Below are 15,409 nucleotides of genomic sequence, written 5' to 3'. Positions count from 1 at the left end.
CCGGGGACCGGTCGAAACGAAAACCGTTATGAGCGCGAACCGGTTCGATTGAGGTGCAGGGCTCGTGGTCTAGTTGGTTATGACGCGGCCTTTACAAGGCTGAGGTCGGTGGTTCGAATCCGCCCGAGCCCATGAAAATCCGTGAGCGCAGCGAGCGTGATTTTCTGTCGAGAGGGCGGGAGAACCTTGCGGCAACCGAGCGAAGCGAGGTTGACGGAGTGGTTCGAATCCGCCCGAGCCCACTAATTCTGTGCGAGCGACAGCGGGCACGAACTCGTGGATCGAGGGCGATTCGAATCAGGGAGCGAACGGAGTGAGCGACCGAGGTTCGAATCCGCCCGAGCAACCAAACCGCCGACTCACACGCTCCGTTGCATCACGAGCAGCGACATCGGGACGCTGGCGGCGACGAGACCGAACGCGCCGCCGACGAGCGGGTCGACGCCCAGCGACGGACCGAGGAGGTAGCCGCCGACGAACCCGACCGGGTCGAGCACCAACGCGAGGATGACGAGCTGTACTGCGAAGTTCTTCGACGTGAACCAGCGGGGGAGTAGTGACACGGTAGTCGAAACGTGTCTTCCACCTGCTATTTAGTTCCGTGTGGTCGCGTTCGAAGCCACGAAGACACGAACCCTTTACCCGAGACGGACCCACAACCGGGTAGTGAACCCAATCACGCGACTCCGCGAGAACCCGCGGTGGGCGGCCGTCGCCCTCGGGTGCGCGCTCGGCGTTTTCGCGGCGTCGGTCGCGCCGACGCCGCCGGGGAGCCTCGCACCGATGGGACCGCTCGGAGTCGTCGGCCTCGACAAATGGGTCCACGCGGCCGGGTACGCCGGTCTCGGCTTCGCCTTCGCGTCCGCGGTGCGTGCGAGGGGGCGCGACGAGGTCGCGGCGGCCGTCCTCGCCGCCGGCGCGTTCGGAGCGGGTATCGAACTCGTGCAGGCGGTGCTCCCGTACCGGTCGTTCGGCGTCGCTGACGCGGGAGCGAACCTCGCTGGCGCGGTCCTCGGCGGGGTCGTCTGGGTCGCGGCCGTTCGGGTCGCGGACGCTCGGGGGTAGGGTTATCTCACCCCCTCTCCAAGGGGGGCACGAACGGTGAAGGCAATGGGCACGAGACGACTCATCCGGGCACTCGGTCTCGCGGGAATCGGCGTCGTCGGGACGTACCTCCTCGCGGTTCGGCCGTGGCACAGACGCTGGGGGACGACCGACGACGAGGCGACGGGCTGGCTCCCCGGCGACGACTTCGCCGGCGACGCGGACGTTTCTTCGACGCGGGCGATTACGATTATGGCCCCCGCGCGAGCGGTCTGGCCGTGGCTCGTCCAGTTGGGACAGGGCCGCGGCGGCTTTTACAGCTACGAGCGACTGGAGAACCTGTTCGGCTTGCAGATTCATAACGCGGACCGAATCCTCCCGCAACACCAGCGACTCGACGTGGGCGACGAGATACGGCTCGGCCCGCCGGGGTCGGGCGCGCCGTCGTTCCGGGTCGCCTTCGTGGACACCGAACGCTGCCTCGTGTTGAGCGCGCCGGGGTGGGAGACCGGCGAGAGCCGGGCGACGTGGAGCTTCGCGCTGCACGAGGTGGTACCCGGTGCGACGCGGTTGGTCGTCAGATTCCGCGGGCGGTCGGAGACGCTCCGCGAGCGCGCGGTGAATCGGTTAGTCGTCGAGCCGGTCCAGTTCACCATGGAACGGAAGATGCTCAAAGGGATTCGTTCGCGGGCGGAGCGGGCGCGGGCGAGCGCGACCGGCGGTCGGCACCGCTGACCCAGCGCCGACGGGCGATTCGAAAGTCTTTTTGATGCGGTCCGGTTTCGGGAGAGTGCGAGCCGCCTTAGCTCAGACTGGGAGAGCACTCGACTGAAGATCGAGCTGTCCCCGGTTCAAATCCGGGAGGCGGCATATTCTGAGATTCTGAGCGACGCGAAGAATCGAAGAAACGACGCCGGACCGATTTGAACCCAAGAATTCGAACGTAGTGAGCCTTCTTTCGGTTCAAATCCGGGAGGCGGCATTTTCCTGCGAACTACCGAGGGAGCGTAGCGACCGAGTCGTGAGCAGTGAAAATGCGACCCGACCGGGTTCTGAACCAGCGAGCGACGCGAACGAAGTGAGCGAGCGAGTGAGGTTCAAATCCGGGAGGCGGGGAGCGACATAGAACGTCGGGGCCGAGAGTCACCTCGGAAAAACGACGACCGAATTCTCAACGACGCAATACGAACGACGCGGAATCTGGGCGGTGCAACCACGGAGAGTCGTCTATACCGCACTACGGGAAGCCGAGGCGTGCTTCAGAAGACTTATCAGCGTGAGGTCGTTGGTTTCAAAGGCAATGGCGAAAGGTAAGGTCGACTTCTTCAACGACACTGGCGGCTACGGTTTCATCTCTACTGACGACGCGGACGACGACGTGTTCTTCCACATGGAAGATGTTGGCGGTCCGGACCTCGAAGAGGGTCAGGAAATCGAATTCGATATCGAGCAGGCCCCCAAGGGCCCCCGCGCGACGAACGTCACCCGCCTCTAAGCAGGCTTCCGTTCACCGCAGTACATTCACAGACTGACGAACTTTCCTCCGTTTTTCACGACCGCGAGCGGCGGCGCTCGGTGGCGAGTCGTCGACTGGGCGAGCGATACCCACACATGCGGAAAGGTTATCCGTCCGCAGGGTCGTTGTACAGTCGCAATGGCGAAAGGTAAGGTCGACTTCTTCAACGACACTGGCGGTTACGGTTTCATCTCTACTGACGACGCGGACGACGACGTGTTCTTCCACATGGAAGATGTTGGCGGTCCGGACCTCGAAGAGGGTCAGGAAGTGGAGTTCGACATCGAACAGGCCCCCAAGGGCCCGCGCGCGACGAACGTCACGCGCCTGTAATTCGGTTTCCGAATTCAGTACCAGACGAATCGATTTCTGAGCGTTTTTTCACACCCTTGAACTACGGGACCGTCCGGTGCGAGGCCGGCCGGAGCGCAGGAGACACCTTCCTCGGTCCGTAACCCAGAAGGCTCTTATCCTCTGGCAGTTGTGCATCAAACGAACAACAATGTCTGACGACGGGGAGCTGGAACCTCCCGCGGGAATGGACGACACCCACATCGGCGCGGGCGTCTTTGACGAGACGATGGGGCCGGGGTCGTCGTTTGCGCACCTCTATCGGGGAGAGATACACCGGATGAAATCGTGGCGGGAGCGGCTGGACCGGACCAGCAACTGGGCGATCACGCTGATGGCCGGGATTCTGACGTGGTCGTTTTCCGCACAAACGCATCCGCACTACCTCATCCTGCTCGGAGTGGTGACGCTGAGCATCTTCCTCAGTATCGAGGCGCGTCGCTTCCGCGCGTACGACATCTGGCGCTCTCGGGTTCGGCTGATTCAGCAGAACGTCTGGGCGTACGCGCTCGACCCGGACGGCGGCGTCCTCGACGAGAACTGGCGGGAGAAACTCGGCGAGGACTACCGCACGCCGAACATGAAAATCCCCTTCGAGGAGGCGCTGGCCCACCGGCTCCGGCGGGTGTACCTGCCGCTGTTCCTCGTGATGCTCGCCGCGTGGGTCATCCAGTTGACGACGTACACGGACGGAACGACCCCCGTCGGGAGCGCCGGCATCGGCGGCGTCCCCGGAAACATCATCGTCGCGTTCGTCGCCGGGTTCTACGCGACGCTGCTCGGCATCTCGTTCCGCCCGCGCGAGTGGCACGTCAACGGCGAACTCATCCCGAGCGACGTGACGGGGTGGGAAGAGTCGGAGTACGGCGGGTCGTAGCGCCGCAATTCGAAATGGTTTTTTCGCTCCTGCGCGTCTGTCGAATCGCGCCGCCTTAGCTCAGACTGGGAGAGCACTCGACTGAAGATCGAGCTGTCCCCGGTTCAAATCCGGGAGGCGGCATCCGGTTTCTACGCGATTCTCATTCGAGAGTGGTACGAACTCGACTGAAGAGTGAGCTGTCCCCGTTCCCGCGAGCGACGCGAACAAAGTGAGCGGGCGAGTGAGGTTCAAATCCGGGAGGCCTCATTGAAGACCAAGACTCGGACCCCAAACCGGCACCCTACGCCCGCGCTTCGTCGAGCCACGCGGGTTCCTCGACGGTCGTCGAGCCGACGCCCGTGAGCGAGTACTCCCACGACCCGCTCACCTCGGACCCGTCGTCCATCCGCCCCGAGAACGACCACGATTCGTGGCGCGAGAGGCCGTCTTCGTCGACGAGGACGACGTACTCGAAGCTCGTGACCTCCAGAGTTCCGGGCTCGCCCTGCGCCGCGGCCGACCCGGCGAGAATCAGCGCCTCGTTCGCGGCCGACAGTTCGTAGCGTTCGACGGACGCGCCGTCGAACGTCTCGGTGCCGGCGAACGTCAGGTCGTCGTCAGCACCGTACGCGCGAGCCTGCGAGAGCGCGATGGCGGCGGCGAGGACCTCCGTCGACCCCTCGTACGAGGTGTACGTGGCCTCGTCGTCGCCGCCGACGCGGACGTACGTCACGCCGTCGGCGACGTACTGCTCGACGCCGCCCGCGTCGGACTGCCCGTCGGTCGTCGAGGTCGTGCGACTGTACGACCGTTCGGCGTCGAGGTCGGCGGCGAACTCGCGGGTGACCGCGGTTTCGACGCCGGTGTACGACCAACTGACGGTGAAACTCCCGGCGTCGCGGAGCAGGCGCTCGGGGTCGCTCAGTTCGAAGTCGTCGCCGTCGCTCGACGCGCCGGTGTCCGCGCTGCCACCGCCGTCGGTGGGGGTATCGGTGTCGTCGGCGTCGGCGGCCGGGGCGACATCCGCGCCGCCGGCGCACCCGGCGAGAAGCACGAGGACTGCGATAAGTAAGACGGGAATGCGGTTGGAGTACACGACGACGATACGACGAGGAGAATCTTAAGTAGGCACAGCGAACCGCGTCGTTCGGCGCTGTCGATGGCGAGTACGGGACGGGAGCCGCGCGAGCGCGGCGCTCAGACGGGCCGACGCTCAGGCGGTCACCGACGCCGACTGCGCCACGTCGCGGTGCGAGACGCGGACCTCGACGCCCGACGGGGTGACGGAGACGGTCACGTCGTCGACGGTGCGTTCGTATTCGGCCGTGTGAGTTCCGGACCGCGAGATGCGCAGGCGCTTCGAGAGGAGGCCGGCGTCCACGAGCGGGTCGAGCTTTCGGTAGGTGGTCGAAAGCGGAAGGTCGCACGCCTCGGAGAGTTCGCTCGCAGAGCGGGCGATACCGTCGGTCGCGTCGAGGATGCGTCGGCAGTCGTCGTCTTCGAGAAGCGAAAACAGCGCGTCGACCTCGTCGTGGTCGTCGACGACGCGGGGTTCGGAGGCGGCCGTTGCAGAGCGGAAATCGAACGGGAGCGAAGCCTGACTCATACTGTTGTAGAACCGGCGAACGGGGACCAACTGACAACCCCGATAGCGTGGGACGTTTATATACTCCCGTCGGACTCGGGTGGCGAGGGGGCCGGCGGCGACGGCGGCGGGTCGCTATCCTTCTTCGAGCACGTCGCCGAGCAGTTTCGTCAGGGCGGCGGCGAGATGTTCCGAGAACGTCGATTGGTTGATGTCGAGTTCGGCGGCGACCTCGGTCGCGTTGGCCCCGCGCGGGCGCTCGAAGTAGCCCATGTCGTAGGCGGTCTGGAGGACTTCGAGTTGGCGGGTGGTGAGCTTCCCGCGGTCGACGAAGACGCTGTCGCCGGGGGCGTCGCCGGTGGGCGAGCGCACGAGGCGCTTGATGTCGAGGCCGGGGAAGCGGTCGCGAAGCTCACCGATGACGGCCTGTAACTGCTCGTAGTCGGCGGCGTGGAAGACGAGCGTCAGGCTGCCGCGCTGGGCGAAGTAGCGGTCGACCGGACAGCCGAACTCCCCGAGGCACTCGCAGGGACAGTCGGCGCTCCCGTCGTGAGTGTAGCGGTAGAGGTGCTTCGAACCGTAGGAGAAGATGGGTTCGAGCGCGGACGCGTCCGGCGGGTCGTCGGCCTCAAGGACGAACTCGGAGACGCTCACTTCGCCGGGGGTGGAGACGACGCTGGTCGAGACGGAATCGACGACGGAGTCCGTCGAGTGGGCGACCGAGGCGACGGGGCAGACCGACGGTGAGTCGAACTCGACCGTGGCGCGGATACCGGCGGGCATGAGGTTACGAGCGGGCGGGTCGGGGTTCGCCGCGGGACGCGCTGCCCGCCGCAGCGACGACCGTCGCGATGGGGGCCGCCTCGGAGGCGACGACCGCGGGCATTACTGGTCGGACTCCGGGGCGTCCAGTTCGACGGCGCGCCCGCCCAGCGTCTCGGGGTCGAGTTCGAACAGTTGGATGTCGAGGTCGCGCTTCGTCTCGCCCCAGATTTCGAACAGCGGACGCTTTGCCTTGCCGTACTGGACGATTCGTTCGACGGTCAGCTCGTCGGGGTCGACGCGTTCGAGCGTCCCCTCGGCGATGATGCTCCGATAGCTCCCGTCGTTCGACTCGTGGACGACGAGTCGGGCCCGCGGCGACGACGTGAGGAACTGCCGTTTTTCGCTTTCGGGTGTGGAGACGAGTCGGAGATAGAACCGACCGCTCTCGCCGTCGTAGCCGTAGGAGATGGGAATCGCGTATGGTTCGTCCGCCTTCGCGAGCGAGAGGACGCCCGTCTCGTGACGGGACAGGACCTCGCGTATCTCGTCGGGCGAGAGTTCGGTCTGTTGGTCCAGAGACATCGGTTCGTACCACCAGACTCGCGGCCGACGTAATTACTGTTACTTCTCGGCACGCCCGAGAGAGTCGAGTCGGGTGATATCGGCGGACCCGGTCGCGACTCGGTCGCAGGCGCGCGCTCAAGTAGCCGAGAAGGCGTCGGTCGTGAGCGCGGCGCTGCAGACGACACAGCCGTTTTCGAGGGGAGCGTCGCGCATGGAGTCGTTGACCAGCATGGACTCCGCACACTCAGGGCAGACGAATGTGTAGTCCGCGCTGTCACTCATGTGGTTCGTAGTACGCGTGGCACACGTATATGTAGCCTACTGTTTTTCGAGTGCCGGGGACGCGGCGAGGCGAGCGCCCCGACCGAGCGCCGGTTCGGTCGCGGGCGCGACCGAAAAGCGAGACTCACGCGGGACATGGGTCGAAGGCGTCAGCCGAGACGGGGCTTCCGCAGATGGGACAGCCGCGTTCGAGGACCGCGGCGCGCATCCCGCCGTTGACGGCGAAGCCCTCGCCGCACTGCGAACACGTGAACTCGTAGTCGTCCGTCGTCGTCGCGCTCATCAGTCCACCTCCGGCGAGGCGAGCGCCGTCTCGGTTCGCTCCGTCCGCCGCGCGGCGGCGCGCGTCGCGGTCATCGCGACCGGCCCTCCGCGCCGTCTTCGCCGCCGTCGGTGGCGATCTGCCGGAACGCGAGCGACACGCCGGCGTCGTCGAACGAAAACGAGAGCGTGTCGAAGTTGGTCGCGAACTCCCGCGGGTGGTGCGTCGCCGTCTGGACCCGCAGTCGCTCGTCGAGGAGCGACGCCTCGGTCAGCAGGTCGAGCTTCCGGTAGACCGTCGACAGCGGCACGTCACAGAGTTCGGCGCACTCCTGTGCGGTTCTCGGAGCCTCGTCGCAGGCGGCGAGGATTCGCCGGCTGTCGCCGTCGCTGAGCGCCGAGAGGGCACTCGACGGGTCAGAGAGGACGTGGCTGCGGCGCGAGTTTCGGGTCAACGACTGTTCGACGGCGGAGGCAGATGACGTGTTCATACTTCGATAGACGACCGACAGCGGGAGGTATCTCCGCCCGCGCTATCCGGGGAGGTTTAAGTACTCGACCCGTCGAAGGCTTCGAGTCGGGCCAGTCTGCGGGGCACCGCGGGGTTCGAACTCGGCGCTCACGCGCGCCGGCGCTGAAGCCCCGACCGGGAGTCGATGCGAAGCTCCCAGCCGAGGATGTCCTGCATCGGCTCCGTCTCCGAGAACAGGGTCGGATACCACGCGTTGTCTTCGAGCGCGTCGCGGACGCGGTCCCAGTCGCCGTCGTCGACCTGGTGGAGTTCGCCGTCGACGACGACGCTCTCCCACTGGTCCCGCGACGGGGCGTTCCAGACGGTGAAGCTCGCGCGGGCGGTCCGCTCCGCGAACTCGGCCTTCTTCGAGGACTCGCCGGGGCGGAGGAAGACGAAGTAGAGCCGCCCCCGGTCGGCGTCGTAGCCGAACGAGAGGGGAATCCCGTAGGCGACGCCGTCGTCCGCGAGCGAGAGGACGCCGACGCCCTCCTCGCGGAGCAGGCGGTCTATCTCCTCGGCCGGCATCTCGATGCGGTTGTGTTGGGCGAAGTCAGGGGCCATGGGAGAGATACGCACGGAGAGACCATAAGCCTGCCAGCGAACTGACCCGTCTCACCAGCGTCCCCCGACGCGGCGACGCGGGGCTTATCCCCGGCGACGACGAACCGCGGGACGACACCCGGATGACGGTGAACACACTCCACCGGCCGACGCACCGCGACGCCCTCGTCCACCTCGAAGCCGCCTTCGAGCGCGGTGACATGATGACGATATTCGGGCGGTGTACGGTCGATTACGACGGCCGCGCGACGAGCGAACTCGGCCCCGGCGACCGGCTCGTCGTCCTGAAGCCGGACGGCTCGATTCTGGTCCACACCGACGAAAAGCGGACGCCCGTCAACTGGCAGCCGCCGGGCTGTACCCACTCCGCGAGCGTCCGCGACGGCCGGCTTCGGGTCAGAAGCACGCGCACGAGCCCCGACGAGCGCCTCGACGTACAGTTCGAGCGCGTCGAGCAGTGTTCGGCCTACGCCGTCAACGACCGGAGCGACCTCGAACTCGTCGGCAGCGAGGAGGACCTACGTCAGCACATCCTCTCGGACCCCGATGTCCTCGAACCGGGGTTCGAGCCGCTCGAAACCGAGCGACAGAGCGACGCGGGCGCTATCGACATCTTCGGCGAGGACGCAGCGGGCGTTCCGGTCGTCGTGGAGTTGAAACGGCGGCGCGTCGGTCCCTCGGCGGCGAGTCAGCTTCGCCGGTACGTCGACGCGCTCCACCGCGAGTTCGGTGACGACGAGCCGATTCGCGGCGTCCTCGTCGCGCCCTCGGTGACCGAGCGAGCGGGCGACATGCTCGACCGCGAGGGGCTGGAGTTCGTCGCGCTCGACCCCGAGACGGGCGAACCGCCGGTCGAGGAGGACGAAGGAGAAGCCGAAGAGAGCGAGAAAGCAGACGACGCCGACGCGGACGCCTAATCAGTCCAGACCGGCGGCGACGAAGTTCTCGAGGGTTCGGTCGGCCGTCACGTCGTCGAAGTCGCGGTCGGCGTCGTCGTCGGGCCAACCGAAGTCGTCGGCGATACGGTCGAGAAGGCCGGCTGTGAACTCGGGGTGGTACCGGACCGTCCAGACGGGCGCGTCCTCGTGGCGGGTGGCGAGGTGGTCGTAGTAGTCCGCGGAGGCGACGGTCTCCATGCGGTCGCCGGGGGCGACGACGTAGTCGCCGTGAACCATCGGGATACGTCCGGAGACGCCGTCGAACAGCGGGTCGTCGTCGAGGTTCACGTCGGTGATACCGCGGCGCTGGTCGCCGGCTTCGACCGTGCCGCCGAGGGCGTCGTTGACGAGTTGGTGGCCGAAACAGACGCCGAGCGTGGGCAGTTCGCGGGCGACGAGGTCGCGGGCGAGCAGGCGCGCGTCGTCGAGCCACGGTCGCCCGTCGGTCTCGTAAACGCCCGCGGTGCTCCCGGTGAGGACGACGGCGTCGACGTCCGAGAGCGTCGGGAGGCCGTCGGCGGGAATCGAGTGAACGGCCCCCTCGCGGCCGTCGAGCGCGAGGTCGGCGAGCGCGTCGGTGAAGTACGCGGGGCCGTCCGCAGGCATACAGTCGCAGACGAGCAGCATGGACAGAACCGTGGCGGCGGCGGCGCATAAGACTGTCTCCCGGCCGGGACGGTCGGTCGCTGCGACGAACCGGCGTGCGAGGAGCTGACACGACCGCGGCGGGCGAATGAAGCTTCGAAGCGTTTTTAGCCCGCCTGACCCTTCGGTTTCACAAGTAACCATGTCAGACAAACCCGCCTCTATGTACCGGGAGATTACGAACCCGGCGTACACCCGACGCGAGTACATCACGGGTATCCCCGGTTCGAAGATCGCACAGCACAATATGGGCGACCTGCAGGCCGACCCCGAGGACTACCCCGTCCAGATTAGCCTGAAGGTCGAAGAGGAAGTGCAGATTCGCCACGGGTCGCTCGAATCCGCGCGTCTGTCTGCCAACCGCCTCATGCTCAAGCACGCGGGCGAAAAGCAGTACAAGATGATTCTGCGCAAGTTCCCGCACCACGTCATCCGCGAGAACAAGCAGGCGACCGGCGCGGGTGCGGACCGCGTCTCCGACGGGATGCGCCAGTCGTTCGGGAAGGTCGTCGGGACCGCCGCTCGCATCCCCAAGGGCGAGACGGTGTTCACCATCTACTGCGACGTCGAGGACGCCGAAACGGCGAAGGACGCCTTCCGCCGCGCGTACAACAAGATGTCGCCGCCGTGCCGCATCGTCGTCGACCGCGGCGAAGAGTTGCTCGTCGCGTAAGTTCGCGTCGGCGCGTCGGCGCGTGCTCGGAACGCGCCTCGCCTCGAACCCACCATTTTTGCCCCGGGACCCCGCCTCGTAGCGTATGCTTCGGTTGGCGGTCACCACCTCCAGCGAGACGTTCGAGCGAATGCGCGGCCCGCTCGGAAACCGCGGCATCGACGTAGGACACCTCCGCGCCAAGGAGTTCGCGCTCGACCTCTCGACGCCGCCGGCCGAGTCGTTCGACGTTGGCTTCGTCTACCCCACGCGGCCGATGGAAGGCGGCGTCGTCACCGCCAGACACGACGTTCCGTGGGTGAACACGCGCGAGGACGTACTCACCTCGCGGAACAAGGCGGGCGTCATCGCGGCGCTCGAACGCGCCGGCCTGCCGGTCCCGCGGAGCGTCTGCGTCTCGAACCCGTCGGACGAGTCGGACCTGCTCGACGCCGTCGAATCGGCGGGCCTCGACTACCCGGTCGTGGTCAAGCCGAACTCGACGACGCGGGGCGTCGGCATCGCCAAGGCCCACGACCCGGACTCGCTTTCAGGGCACGCGGACGTGCTGGGGCTCGTCCACGACTTCCGAGCGACCGGCGACAAGTCGTTTCTGATTCAGGAGTGGCTCCCGGAGGCGCGAGACTACCGAGCGATGGTGCTCGACGGCGAGGTCGTCGGCGCGGTCGAGCGCCGCCTGTCCGACGGCGCGCGCGACGGCGGGCGCTGGAAGCACAACGTCCACCGCGGCGCGGAGGCGGTCGGGGTGACCCTCCCGAAGAGCCACCGCGAACTCGTCGAGTCGGTCGCCGACGAACTGGGCATCCGCTATCTCGGAGTCGACCTGCTCGAATCCGACGGGCGGGTCGTCGTCTCGGAGACGAACGCCCGGCCGACCATCGACGACGACGCGAAGTACGACGACGGCTTTTTCGACCGACTGGCGGCGCTCGTCGAGCGGGTCGCAAAGAAGTCCTGAGCGGGCCGTACCGAAGCCGAGTGGTTACTCGACGTCGATGGCGGCGGAGTCCTCGGCGCGGTCGAACGTGACCTGCAGGACGCCGTTGTTGAACGTGGCCGACGCGGAGTGTTCGTCGACGCGGGCCGGGAGGCGGATGCGTTCGTCGTACTCGCGGCGGTCACCGGCGGCGCTGATAGTCAACGTCTCACCGTCGCACTTGAGGTCGATGGCGTCTTTGTCGACGCCCGGGAGGTCCGCGACGAGTCGGAGTGTAGAGCCCTCATCGTACATGTCGATGTGGGTCTCGGAGGCGAATCCGGCGTCGCCTCCGGTCATGTCGTTCATCATCCGTTCGATTTCGTCGAAGATGTTGTCGAACGGGTCGTCGCGGTCGTCTCTGACCATGAGGGGCGCTATGAAATCGGAGGATAAAACGTTTCTGCCTGTGACAGTCACCTGCCAGCGAATCGCCAGGATTCGGCCGCGAGCGACCGTCTACAACCTGACTACTCGCCCCCGTGCGGGCGTGTCAATCGCCGCCCGTGTCTGACCGGTTATGTTCGTTTCTGTCTAGGTTGTGATTGTGAATGAAAGGTAACGTTCGATTCAGTCTGATTTACCGAAACAGATATACTCCTGCCCCCGAGATATCTATACGGATACTACTCGAACATGAGTGAAAAATCCTACCTCAGCGCGGGCGAGAACGTGGATGAATCGGACGTGGTGCGGGTGGCACTCAACGGCTTCGGCCGCATCGGCCGGAACATCTTCCGTGCCGTCCTCGACAACCCGAAGGTCGAACTGGTCGCCATCAACGACGTCATGGACTTCGACGACATGGCGTATCTCGCGAAGTACGACTCCGTCATGGGCCGGCTCGACGGCGTCGAGCGAGACGGCGACTCGCTGTCCATCGGCGGCACCTCGGTGAGCCTCTACAACGTCCAGTCCCCCGCGGAGCTTCCGTGGGGCGAACTCGACGTGGACGTGGCGCTCGAATGTACGGGCATCTTCCGTACGAAGGAAGACGCCTCCGCACACCTCGAAGCGGGCGCGGACAAGGTCGTCATCTCCGCGCCGCCGAAGGGCGACGAGCCGGTCAAGCAGATCGTCTACGGCGTCAACCACGACGAGTACGACGGCGAGGACATCGTCTCGAACGCCTCCTGTACGACCAACTCCGTCACGCCGGTCGCGAAGGTGCTCGACGAGGAGTTCGGCATCGAGAACGGTCTCCTGACGACCGTCCACGCCTATACGGGCAGCCAGAACCTCATCGACAGCCCCCACGCGAAACAGCGCCGCGGGCGTGCCGCCGCCGAGAACATCGTCCCGACGACGACCGGCGCGGCGCAGGCGGCCACCGAGATTCTGCCCCAGCTCGACGGCAAGCTCGACGGCATGGCGATTCGCGTCCCCGTGCCGAACGGCTCGCTCACCGAGCTCGTCGTCCGTCTCGAAGACAAGCCCTCCGTCGAGGAGATTAACGACGCCTTCCGCGCCGCGGCCGACTCCGGCCCGCTCGCGGGCGTCCTCGGCTACACGGACGACGAGGTCACCTCGCGTGACATCCTCGGCCTGCCGTTCTCCAGCACCGTCGACCTCAACACGACCAACCAGGTCAACGACGGCGGCCTCTACAAGATACTGACGTGGTACGACAACGAGTACGGCTTCTCCAACCGGATGCTCGACGTCGCCCACTTCGTCACCCACCAGTAGACGCCCCCACGAATCGCCCGCCCTTTCAGCGCGACTTACCCACCACTAAGTAACTCCTCTACGTTCTTCCACCCGATGTTCAAGACCCTCGATGACCTCGACCCGGAGCAGCGCGTACTCGTCCGACTCGACCTCAATTCGCCGGTCGAAGACGGCGAGGTCCAAGACAACCGACGGTTCGACCGCCACGCGGAGACCGTCCGCGAACTCGCCGAGGCCGGCCACCGCGTCGTCCTCATGGCCCATCAGGGCCGCCCCGGCGGCGACGACTTCGTCTCGCTCGAACAGCACGCCGACATCCTCGCCTCGCACATCGACCGCGAGGTGGGGTTCGTCGCCGACACCTACGGCGACGACGCCATCGCCGCCATCGACGCGCTCGAAGCCGGCGACGTGCTCCTCCTCGAAAACACGCGGATGTGCGACGAGGAACTCCCCGAGGAGGACCCCGAGGTCAAGGCCGACACCGAGTTCGTCCGAACCCTCGCCGAGCACGTCGACGCCTACGTCAACGACGCCTACTCGGCGGCCCACCGCTCGCACGCTTCGCTGGTCGGCTTCCCGCTCGTGCTCCCCGCCTACGCGGGCCGCGTGATGCAGACCGAGTACGAGGCGAACTCCTCCATCGCCACCCGCGAGTTCGACGGACAGGTGACGATGGTCGTCGGCGGGACGAAGGCCACTGACGTCATCGACGTCATGAACAACCTCGGCGACAAGGTCGACCAGTTCCTCTTAGGCGGCATCGCCGGCGAACTGTTCCTCCGCGCCGCCGGCAACGACGTTGGCTTCGACCTCGAGGGCATGGACTTCTTCGACGACCAGTGGGAGGCCAATCGCGAGACCATCGAGTCGCTGCTCGACGAGCGCGGCGACCAGATTAAGCTCGCCGTCGACCTCGCCTACGAGGACGAGACCGACGACCGCGGCGAAATCGCGGTCGCCAACATCACGGAGAAGGACCGCGCCTACCTCGACGTCGGCTCGATGACGGTCGACGAGTACGACCCCATCATCCGCGACTCCGAGGCCGTCTTCGTGAAGGGCGCGCTCGGCCTGTTCGAAGACGAGCGCTTCGCGGTCGGCACGACCGGCGTCCTCCGCGCCATCGCCGAGACCGACTGCTTCTCCGTCGTCGGCGGCGGCGACACCTCCCGCGCCATCGGGATGTACGGCATGGACGAAGCCGACTTCGGCCACGTCTCCATCGCCGGCGGCGCGTACATCCGCGCGCTGACCGGCGCGCCGCTGGCCGGCGTCGAGGCGCTGAAGCAGGACTGAAGCCGCGCTCAGAGATCCGCATCCCTTTTTGCGACGAGCCCGGCGGCCCCGTCGACGAGTAACCCCACGCCAGTTGCGAAGACGCCGAGCGTCAAAACCGCGGTGAGAAGCCCGCCGTCCGGGAACGAACCGGCCGCGCGGACTGCGAGTGTATGAGCCGCGCTGTACGTCGTCACACCGACGAGCACCGCGCCGGTGAAGACGGTCCCGTGGTCGCCGGTTTCGAGGACGAGACCGTCCGAGTCGGTCGCGGCTGTCGGCTCGTCGTCGGGAATGTCGTCGCCGTGACGGTTTGGGTCGTCGCTCATTTCCCGGCCTCCGAGTCGATGGCGAGATGGCACATACCGGCGACAGCGGGCGCTCGGGATAAAAGTGTCACCCAACGTTGATAGCCGACGCCGCCGAACCGACGCGCATGAAACTCGGCGCCGTCTCCGACACGCACGACAACCTCGATTACGTCGAAGCCGCGGTCTCGCACTTCGAATCCGAGGGCGTTGACGCGGTCGTCCACTGCGGCGACATCGTCGCGCCCTTCTCGGCCGCGCCGTTCGACGCGGACTTCGACTTCCACGCCGTCCGCGGCAACAACGACGGCGAGTGGGCGCTCCGCGAGGCGGTCGAGTCGTTCGGCACCTACCACGGCGACTTCGCGCACCTGACGCTCGACGGCCAAGAGATAGCGGTGTACCACGGCACGGAAGCCGGACTGGTGGACGCGCTCGTCGACTCGGGGACGTACGACTTCGTCCTGCGCGGCCACAGCCACGAGCGGGTGGTCGAACACCGCGGGGCGACGACGCACATCAACCCCGGCGGCCTGCCGATTCCCGGCGCTGACGACGCGTTCCACGTCGCGGTCGTGGACCTCGACACGGGGAACGTGGCGTCGCGGTCGCTGTGAG

The 15,409-nt window shown here is 66.4% G+C and carries 23 protein-coding genes and 3 tRNA genes; 14 read left to right on the top strand and 12 right to left on the bottom strand.

Annotated features, from left to right (window positions below):
• Positions 1-58 precede the first annotated feature (58 nt).
• A tRNA-Val gene (locus tag HVO_RS07135) sits at positions 59-132 on the top strand.
• A 227-nt stretch (positions 133-359) separates the two neighbouring features.
• On the opposite strand, the gene HVO_RS07130 is transcribed toward HVO_RS07135, so the two are convergent.
• Positions 360-563 (bottom strand): hypothetical protein, encoded by a 204-nt coding sequence (locus HVO_RS07130; RefSeq protein ID WP_004044421.1) that lies wholly within the window; start codon positions 561-563, stop codon positions 360-362.
• Between the two features lie 103 nt (positions 564-666).
• Between HVO_RS07130 and HVO_RS07125 the strand changes: the two genes are divergently transcribed.
• From HVO_RS07125 to HVO_RS07095, 7 genes are all read left to right on the top strand, one after another.
• Positions 667-1,065: a VanZ family protein gene (locus tag HVO_RS07125; protein ID WP_004044422.1), complete on the top strand. Its 399-nt coding sequence runs from the start codon at positions 667-669 to the stop codon at positions 1,063-1,065.
• Positions 1,066-1,110: 45 nt separating this feature from the next.
• Positions 1,111-1,779 (top strand): hypothetical protein, encoded by a 669-nt coding sequence (locus HVO_RS07120; protein ID WP_004044423.1) that lies wholly within the window; start codon positions 1,111-1,113, stop codon positions 1,777-1,779.
• A gap of 61 nt (positions 1,780-1,840) precedes the next feature.
• Positions 1,841-1,914, top strand: a tRNA-Phe gene (locus HVO_RS07115).
• 430 nt (positions 1,915-2,344) lie between these two features.
• Complete coding sequence (locus tag HVO_RS07110) at positions 2,345-2,539, top strand: cold-shock protein (RefSeq protein WP_004057907.1); 195 nt, start codon at positions 2,345-2,347, stop codon at positions 2,537-2,539.
• Positions 2,540-2,698: 159 nt separating this feature from the next.
• Positions 2,699-2,893, top strand: coding sequence for a cold-shock protein (locus tag HVO_RS07105; RefSeq protein ID WP_004057909.1), 195 nt, complete (start codon positions 2,699-2,701; stop codon positions 2,891-2,893).
• Between the two features lie 169 nt (positions 2,894-3,062).
• Entirely contained in the window at positions 3,063-3,788 is a 726-nt protein-coding gene (locus tag HVO_RS07100) for a DUF2270 domain-containing protein (protein WP_004044426.1), read from the top strand.
• 49 nt (positions 3,789-3,837) lie between these two features.
• A tRNA-Phe gene (locus tag HVO_RS07095) sits at positions 3,838-3,911 on the top strand.
• Between the two features lie 160 nt (positions 3,912-4,071).
• Here the strand turns inward: HVO_RS07095 and HVO_RS07090 are convergent.
• The 8 genes from HVO_RS07090 to HVO_RS07060 all read right to left on the bottom strand — a co-directional run bounded on the left by HVO_RS07090 (position 4,072) and on the right by HVO_RS07060 (position 8,302).
• The gene (locus tag HVO_RS07090) at positions 4,072-4,866 is read right to left on the bottom strand and encodes a DUF7537 family lipoprotein (protein ID WP_004044427.1); all 795 of its coding nucleotides are present in this window, start codon (positions 4,864-4,866) and stop codon (positions 4,072-4,074) included.
• A 117-nt stretch (positions 4,867-4,983) separates the two neighbouring features.
• The gene (locus HVO_RS07085; protein WP_004044428.1) at positions 4,984-5,376 is read right to left on the bottom strand and encodes a winged helix-turn-helix domain-containing protein; all 393 of its coding nucleotides are present in this window, start codon (positions 5,374-5,376) and stop codon (positions 4,984-4,986) included.
• Positions 5,377-5,490: 114 nt separating this feature from the next.
• Positions 5,491-6,138, bottom strand: coding sequence for a DNA-binding protein (locus HVO_RS07080; protein ID WP_004044429.1), 648 nt, complete (start codon positions 6,136-6,138; stop codon positions 5,491-5,493).
• A 102-nt stretch (positions 6,139-6,240) separates the two neighbouring features.
• Positions 6,241-6,702, bottom strand: a complete 462-nt coding sequence (locus HVO_RS07075) for a pyridoxamine 5'-phosphate oxidase family protein (RefSeq protein WP_004044430.1) — start codon at positions 6,700-6,702, stop codon at positions 6,241-6,243.
• Between the two features lie 117 nt (positions 6,703-6,819).
• Entirely contained in the window at positions 6,820-6,966 is a 147-nt protein-coding gene (locus tag HVO_RS20845; protein ID WP_004044431.1) for a DUF7560 family zinc ribbon protein, read from the bottom strand.
• A gap of 124 nt (positions 6,967-7,090) precedes the next feature.
• Positions 7,091-7,249, bottom strand: a complete 159-nt coding sequence (locus HVO_RS07070) for a DUF7560 family zinc ribbon protein (RefSeq protein WP_004044432.1) — start codon at positions 7,247-7,249, stop codon at positions 7,091-7,093.
• Between the two features lie 70 nt (positions 7,250-7,319).
• Positions 7,320-7,718: a winged helix-turn-helix domain-containing protein gene (locus HVO_RS07065; protein ID WP_004044433.1), complete on the bottom strand. Its 399-nt coding sequence runs from the start codon at positions 7,716-7,718 to the stop codon at positions 7,320-7,322.
• A gap of 128 nt (positions 7,719-7,846) precedes the next feature.
• Complete coding sequence (locus tag HVO_RS07060) at positions 7,847-8,302, bottom strand: pyridoxamine 5'-phosphate oxidase family protein (protein WP_004044434.1); 456 nt, start codon at positions 8,300-8,302, stop codon at positions 7,847-7,849.
• 122 nt (positions 8,303-8,424) lie between these two features.
• On the opposite strand from HVO_RS07060, the gene nucS reads away from it, so the two are divergent.
• On the top strand, positions 8,425-9,219 hold the full coding sequence (gene nucS / locus HVO_RS07055; protein WP_004044435.1) for an endonuclease NucS: 795 nt from the start codon (positions 8,425-8,427) through the stop codon (positions 9,217-9,219).
• Here nucS and HVO_RS07050 read toward each other — a convergent pair whose 3' ends face one another.
• Positions 9,220-9,867: a type 1 glutamine amidotransferase gene (locus tag HVO_RS07050; protein WP_004044436.1), complete on the bottom strand. Its 648-nt coding sequence runs from the start codon at positions 9,865-9,867 to the stop codon at positions 9,220-9,222. It abuts the gene before it with no gap.
• Positions 9,868-10,027: 160 nt separating this feature from the next.
• On the opposite strand from HVO_RS07050, the gene HVO_RS07045 reads away from it, so the two are divergent.
• Complete coding sequence (locus HVO_RS07045) at positions 10,028-10,558, top strand: 50S ribosomal protein L16 (protein ID WP_004044437.1); 531 nt, start codon at positions 10,028-10,030, stop codon at positions 10,556-10,558.
• Positions 10,559-10,643: 85 nt separating this feature from the next.
• Complete coding sequence (locus HVO_RS07040) at positions 10,644-11,516, top strand: ATP-grasp domain-containing protein (protein WP_004044438.1); 873 nt, start codon at positions 10,644-10,646, stop codon at positions 11,514-11,516.
• Between the two features lie 24 nt (positions 11,517-11,540).
• Here HVO_RS07040 and HVO_RS07035 read toward each other — a convergent pair whose 3' ends face one another.
• Complete coding sequence (locus HVO_RS07035; RefSeq protein WP_004044439.1) at positions 11,541-11,903, bottom strand: Hsp20/alpha crystallin family protein; 363 nt, start codon at positions 11,901-11,903, stop codon at positions 11,541-11,543.
• 267 nt (positions 11,904-12,170) lie between these two features.
• Here HVO_RS07035 and gap point away from each other — a divergent pair, with 267 nt between their 5' ends.
• Together gap and HVO_RS07025 are read left to right on the top strand one after the other, a co-directional pair.
• Complete coding sequence (gene gap, locus HVO_RS07030) at positions 12,171-13,223, top strand: type I glyceraldehyde-3-phosphate dehydrogenase (RefSeq protein WP_004044440.1); 1,053 nt, start codon at positions 12,171-12,173, stop codon at positions 13,221-13,223.
• Between the two features lie 75 nt (positions 13,224-13,298).
• Complete coding sequence (locus HVO_RS07025; protein ID WP_004044441.1) at positions 13,299-14,504, top strand: phosphoglycerate kinase; 1,206 nt, start codon at positions 13,299-13,301, stop codon at positions 14,502-14,504.
• An 8-nt stretch (positions 14,505-14,512) separates the two neighbouring features.
• On the opposite strand, the gene HVO_RS07020 is transcribed toward HVO_RS07025, so the two are convergent.
• The gene (locus HVO_RS07020) at positions 14,513-14,812 is read right to left on the bottom strand and encodes a hypothetical protein (RefSeq protein ID WP_004044442.1); all 300 of its coding nucleotides are present in this window, start codon (positions 14,810-14,812) and stop codon (positions 14,513-14,515) included.
• A gap of 107 nt (positions 14,813-14,919) precedes the next feature.
• On the opposite strand from HVO_RS07020, the gene HVO_RS07015 reads away from it, so the two are divergent.
• A complete protein-coding gene (locus HVO_RS07015; protein ID WP_004044443.1) occupies positions 14,920-15,408 on the top strand; it encodes a metallophosphoesterase in 489 nt (162 codons plus the stop codon).
• Position 15,409 lies beyond the last annotated feature (1 nt).

The organism is Haloferax volcanii DS2 (genome assembly GCF_000025685.1).
Taxonomy (GTDB): Archaea; Halobacteriota; Halobacteria; order Halobacteriales; family Haloferacaceae; genus Haloferax; species Haloferax volcanii.
This window is presented reverse-complemented; position numbering and strand designations above follow the sequence as displayed.

What these genes read in the sequence shown, in the direction of transcription:
- HVO_RS07120 (WP_004044423.1), top strand. Translation starts at nt 1,111, where the DNA reads ATGGGCACGAGACGACTCATCCGGGCACTCGGTCTCGCGGGAATCGGC.
- HVO_RS07110 (WP_004057907.1), top strand. Translation starts at nt 2,345, where the DNA reads ATGGCGAAAGGTAAGGTCGACTTCTTCAACGACACTGGCGGCTACGGT.
- HVO_RS07105 (WP_004057909.1), top strand. Translation starts at nt 2,699, where the DNA reads ATGGCGAAAGGTAAGGTCGACTTCTTCAACGACACTGGCGGTTACGGT.
- HVO_RS07100 (WP_004044426.1), top strand. Translation starts at nt 3,063, where the DNA reads ATGTCTGACGACGGGGAGCTGGAACCTCCCGCGGGAATGGACGACACC.
- HVO_RS07085 (WP_004044428.1), bottom strand. Translation starts at nt 5,376, where the DNA reads ATGAGTCAGGCTTCGCTCCCGTTCGATTTCCGCTCTGCAACGGCCGCC.
- HVO_RS07080 (WP_004044429.1), bottom strand. Translation starts at nt 6,138, where the DNA reads ATGCCCGCCGGTATCCGCGCCACGGTCGAGTTCGACTCACCGTCGGTC.
- HVO_RS07075 (WP_004044430.1), bottom strand. Translation starts at nt 6,702, where the DNA reads ATGTCTCTGGACCAACAGACCGAACTCTCGCCCGACGAGATACGCGAG.
- HVO_RS20845 (WP_004044431.1), bottom strand. Translation starts at nt 6,966, where the DNA reads ATGAGTGACAGCGCGGACTACACATTCGTCTGCCCTGAGTGTGCGGAG.
- HVO_RS07070 (WP_004044432.1), bottom strand. Translation starts at nt 7,249, where the DNA reads ATGAGCGCGACGACGACGGACGACTACGAGTTCACGTGTTCGCAGTGC.
- HVO_RS07065 (WP_004044433.1), bottom strand. Translation starts at nt 7,718, where the DNA reads ATGAACACGTCATCTGCCTCCGCCGTCGAACAGTCGTTGACCCGAAAC.
- HVO_RS07060 (WP_004044434.1), bottom strand. Translation starts at nt 8,302, where the DNA reads ATGGCCCCTGACTTCGCCCAACACAACCGCATCGAGATGCCGGCCGAG.
- nucS (WP_004044435.1), top strand. Translation starts at nt 8,425, where the DNA reads ATGACGGTGAACACACTCCACCGGCCGACGCACCGCGACGCCCTCGTC.
- HVO_RS07050 (WP_004044436.1), bottom strand. Translation starts at nt 9,867, where the DNA reads ATGCTGCTCGTCTGCGACTGTATGCCTGCGGACGGCCCCGCGTACTTC.
- HVO_RS07045 (WP_004044437.1), top strand. Translation starts at nt 10,028, where the DNA reads ATGTCAGACAAACCCGCCTCTATGTACCGGGAGATTACGAACCCGGCG.
- HVO_RS07040 (WP_004044438.1), top strand. Translation starts at nt 10,644, where the DNA reads ATGCTTCGGTTGGCGGTCACCACCTCCAGCGAGACGTTCGAGCGAATG.
- HVO_RS07035 (WP_004044439.1), bottom strand. Translation starts at nt 11,903, where the DNA reads ATGGTCAGAGACGACCGCGACGACCCGTTCGACAACATCTTCGACGAA.
- gap (WP_004044440.1), top strand. Translation starts at nt 12,171, where the DNA reads ATGAGTGAAAAATCCTACCTCAGCGCGGGCGAGAACGTGGATGAATCG.
- HVO_RS07025 (WP_004044441.1), top strand. Translation starts at nt 13,299, where the DNA reads ATGTTCAAGACCCTCGATGACCTCGACCCGGAGCAGCGCGTACTCGTC.
- HVO_RS07020 (WP_004044442.1), bottom strand. Translation starts at nt 14,812, where the DNA reads ATGAGCGACGACCCAAACCGTCACGGCGACGACATTCCCGACGACGAG.
- HVO_RS07015 (WP_004044443.1), top strand. Translation starts at nt 14,920, where the DNA reads ATGAAACTCGGCGCCGTCTCCGACACGCACGACAACCTCGATTACGTC.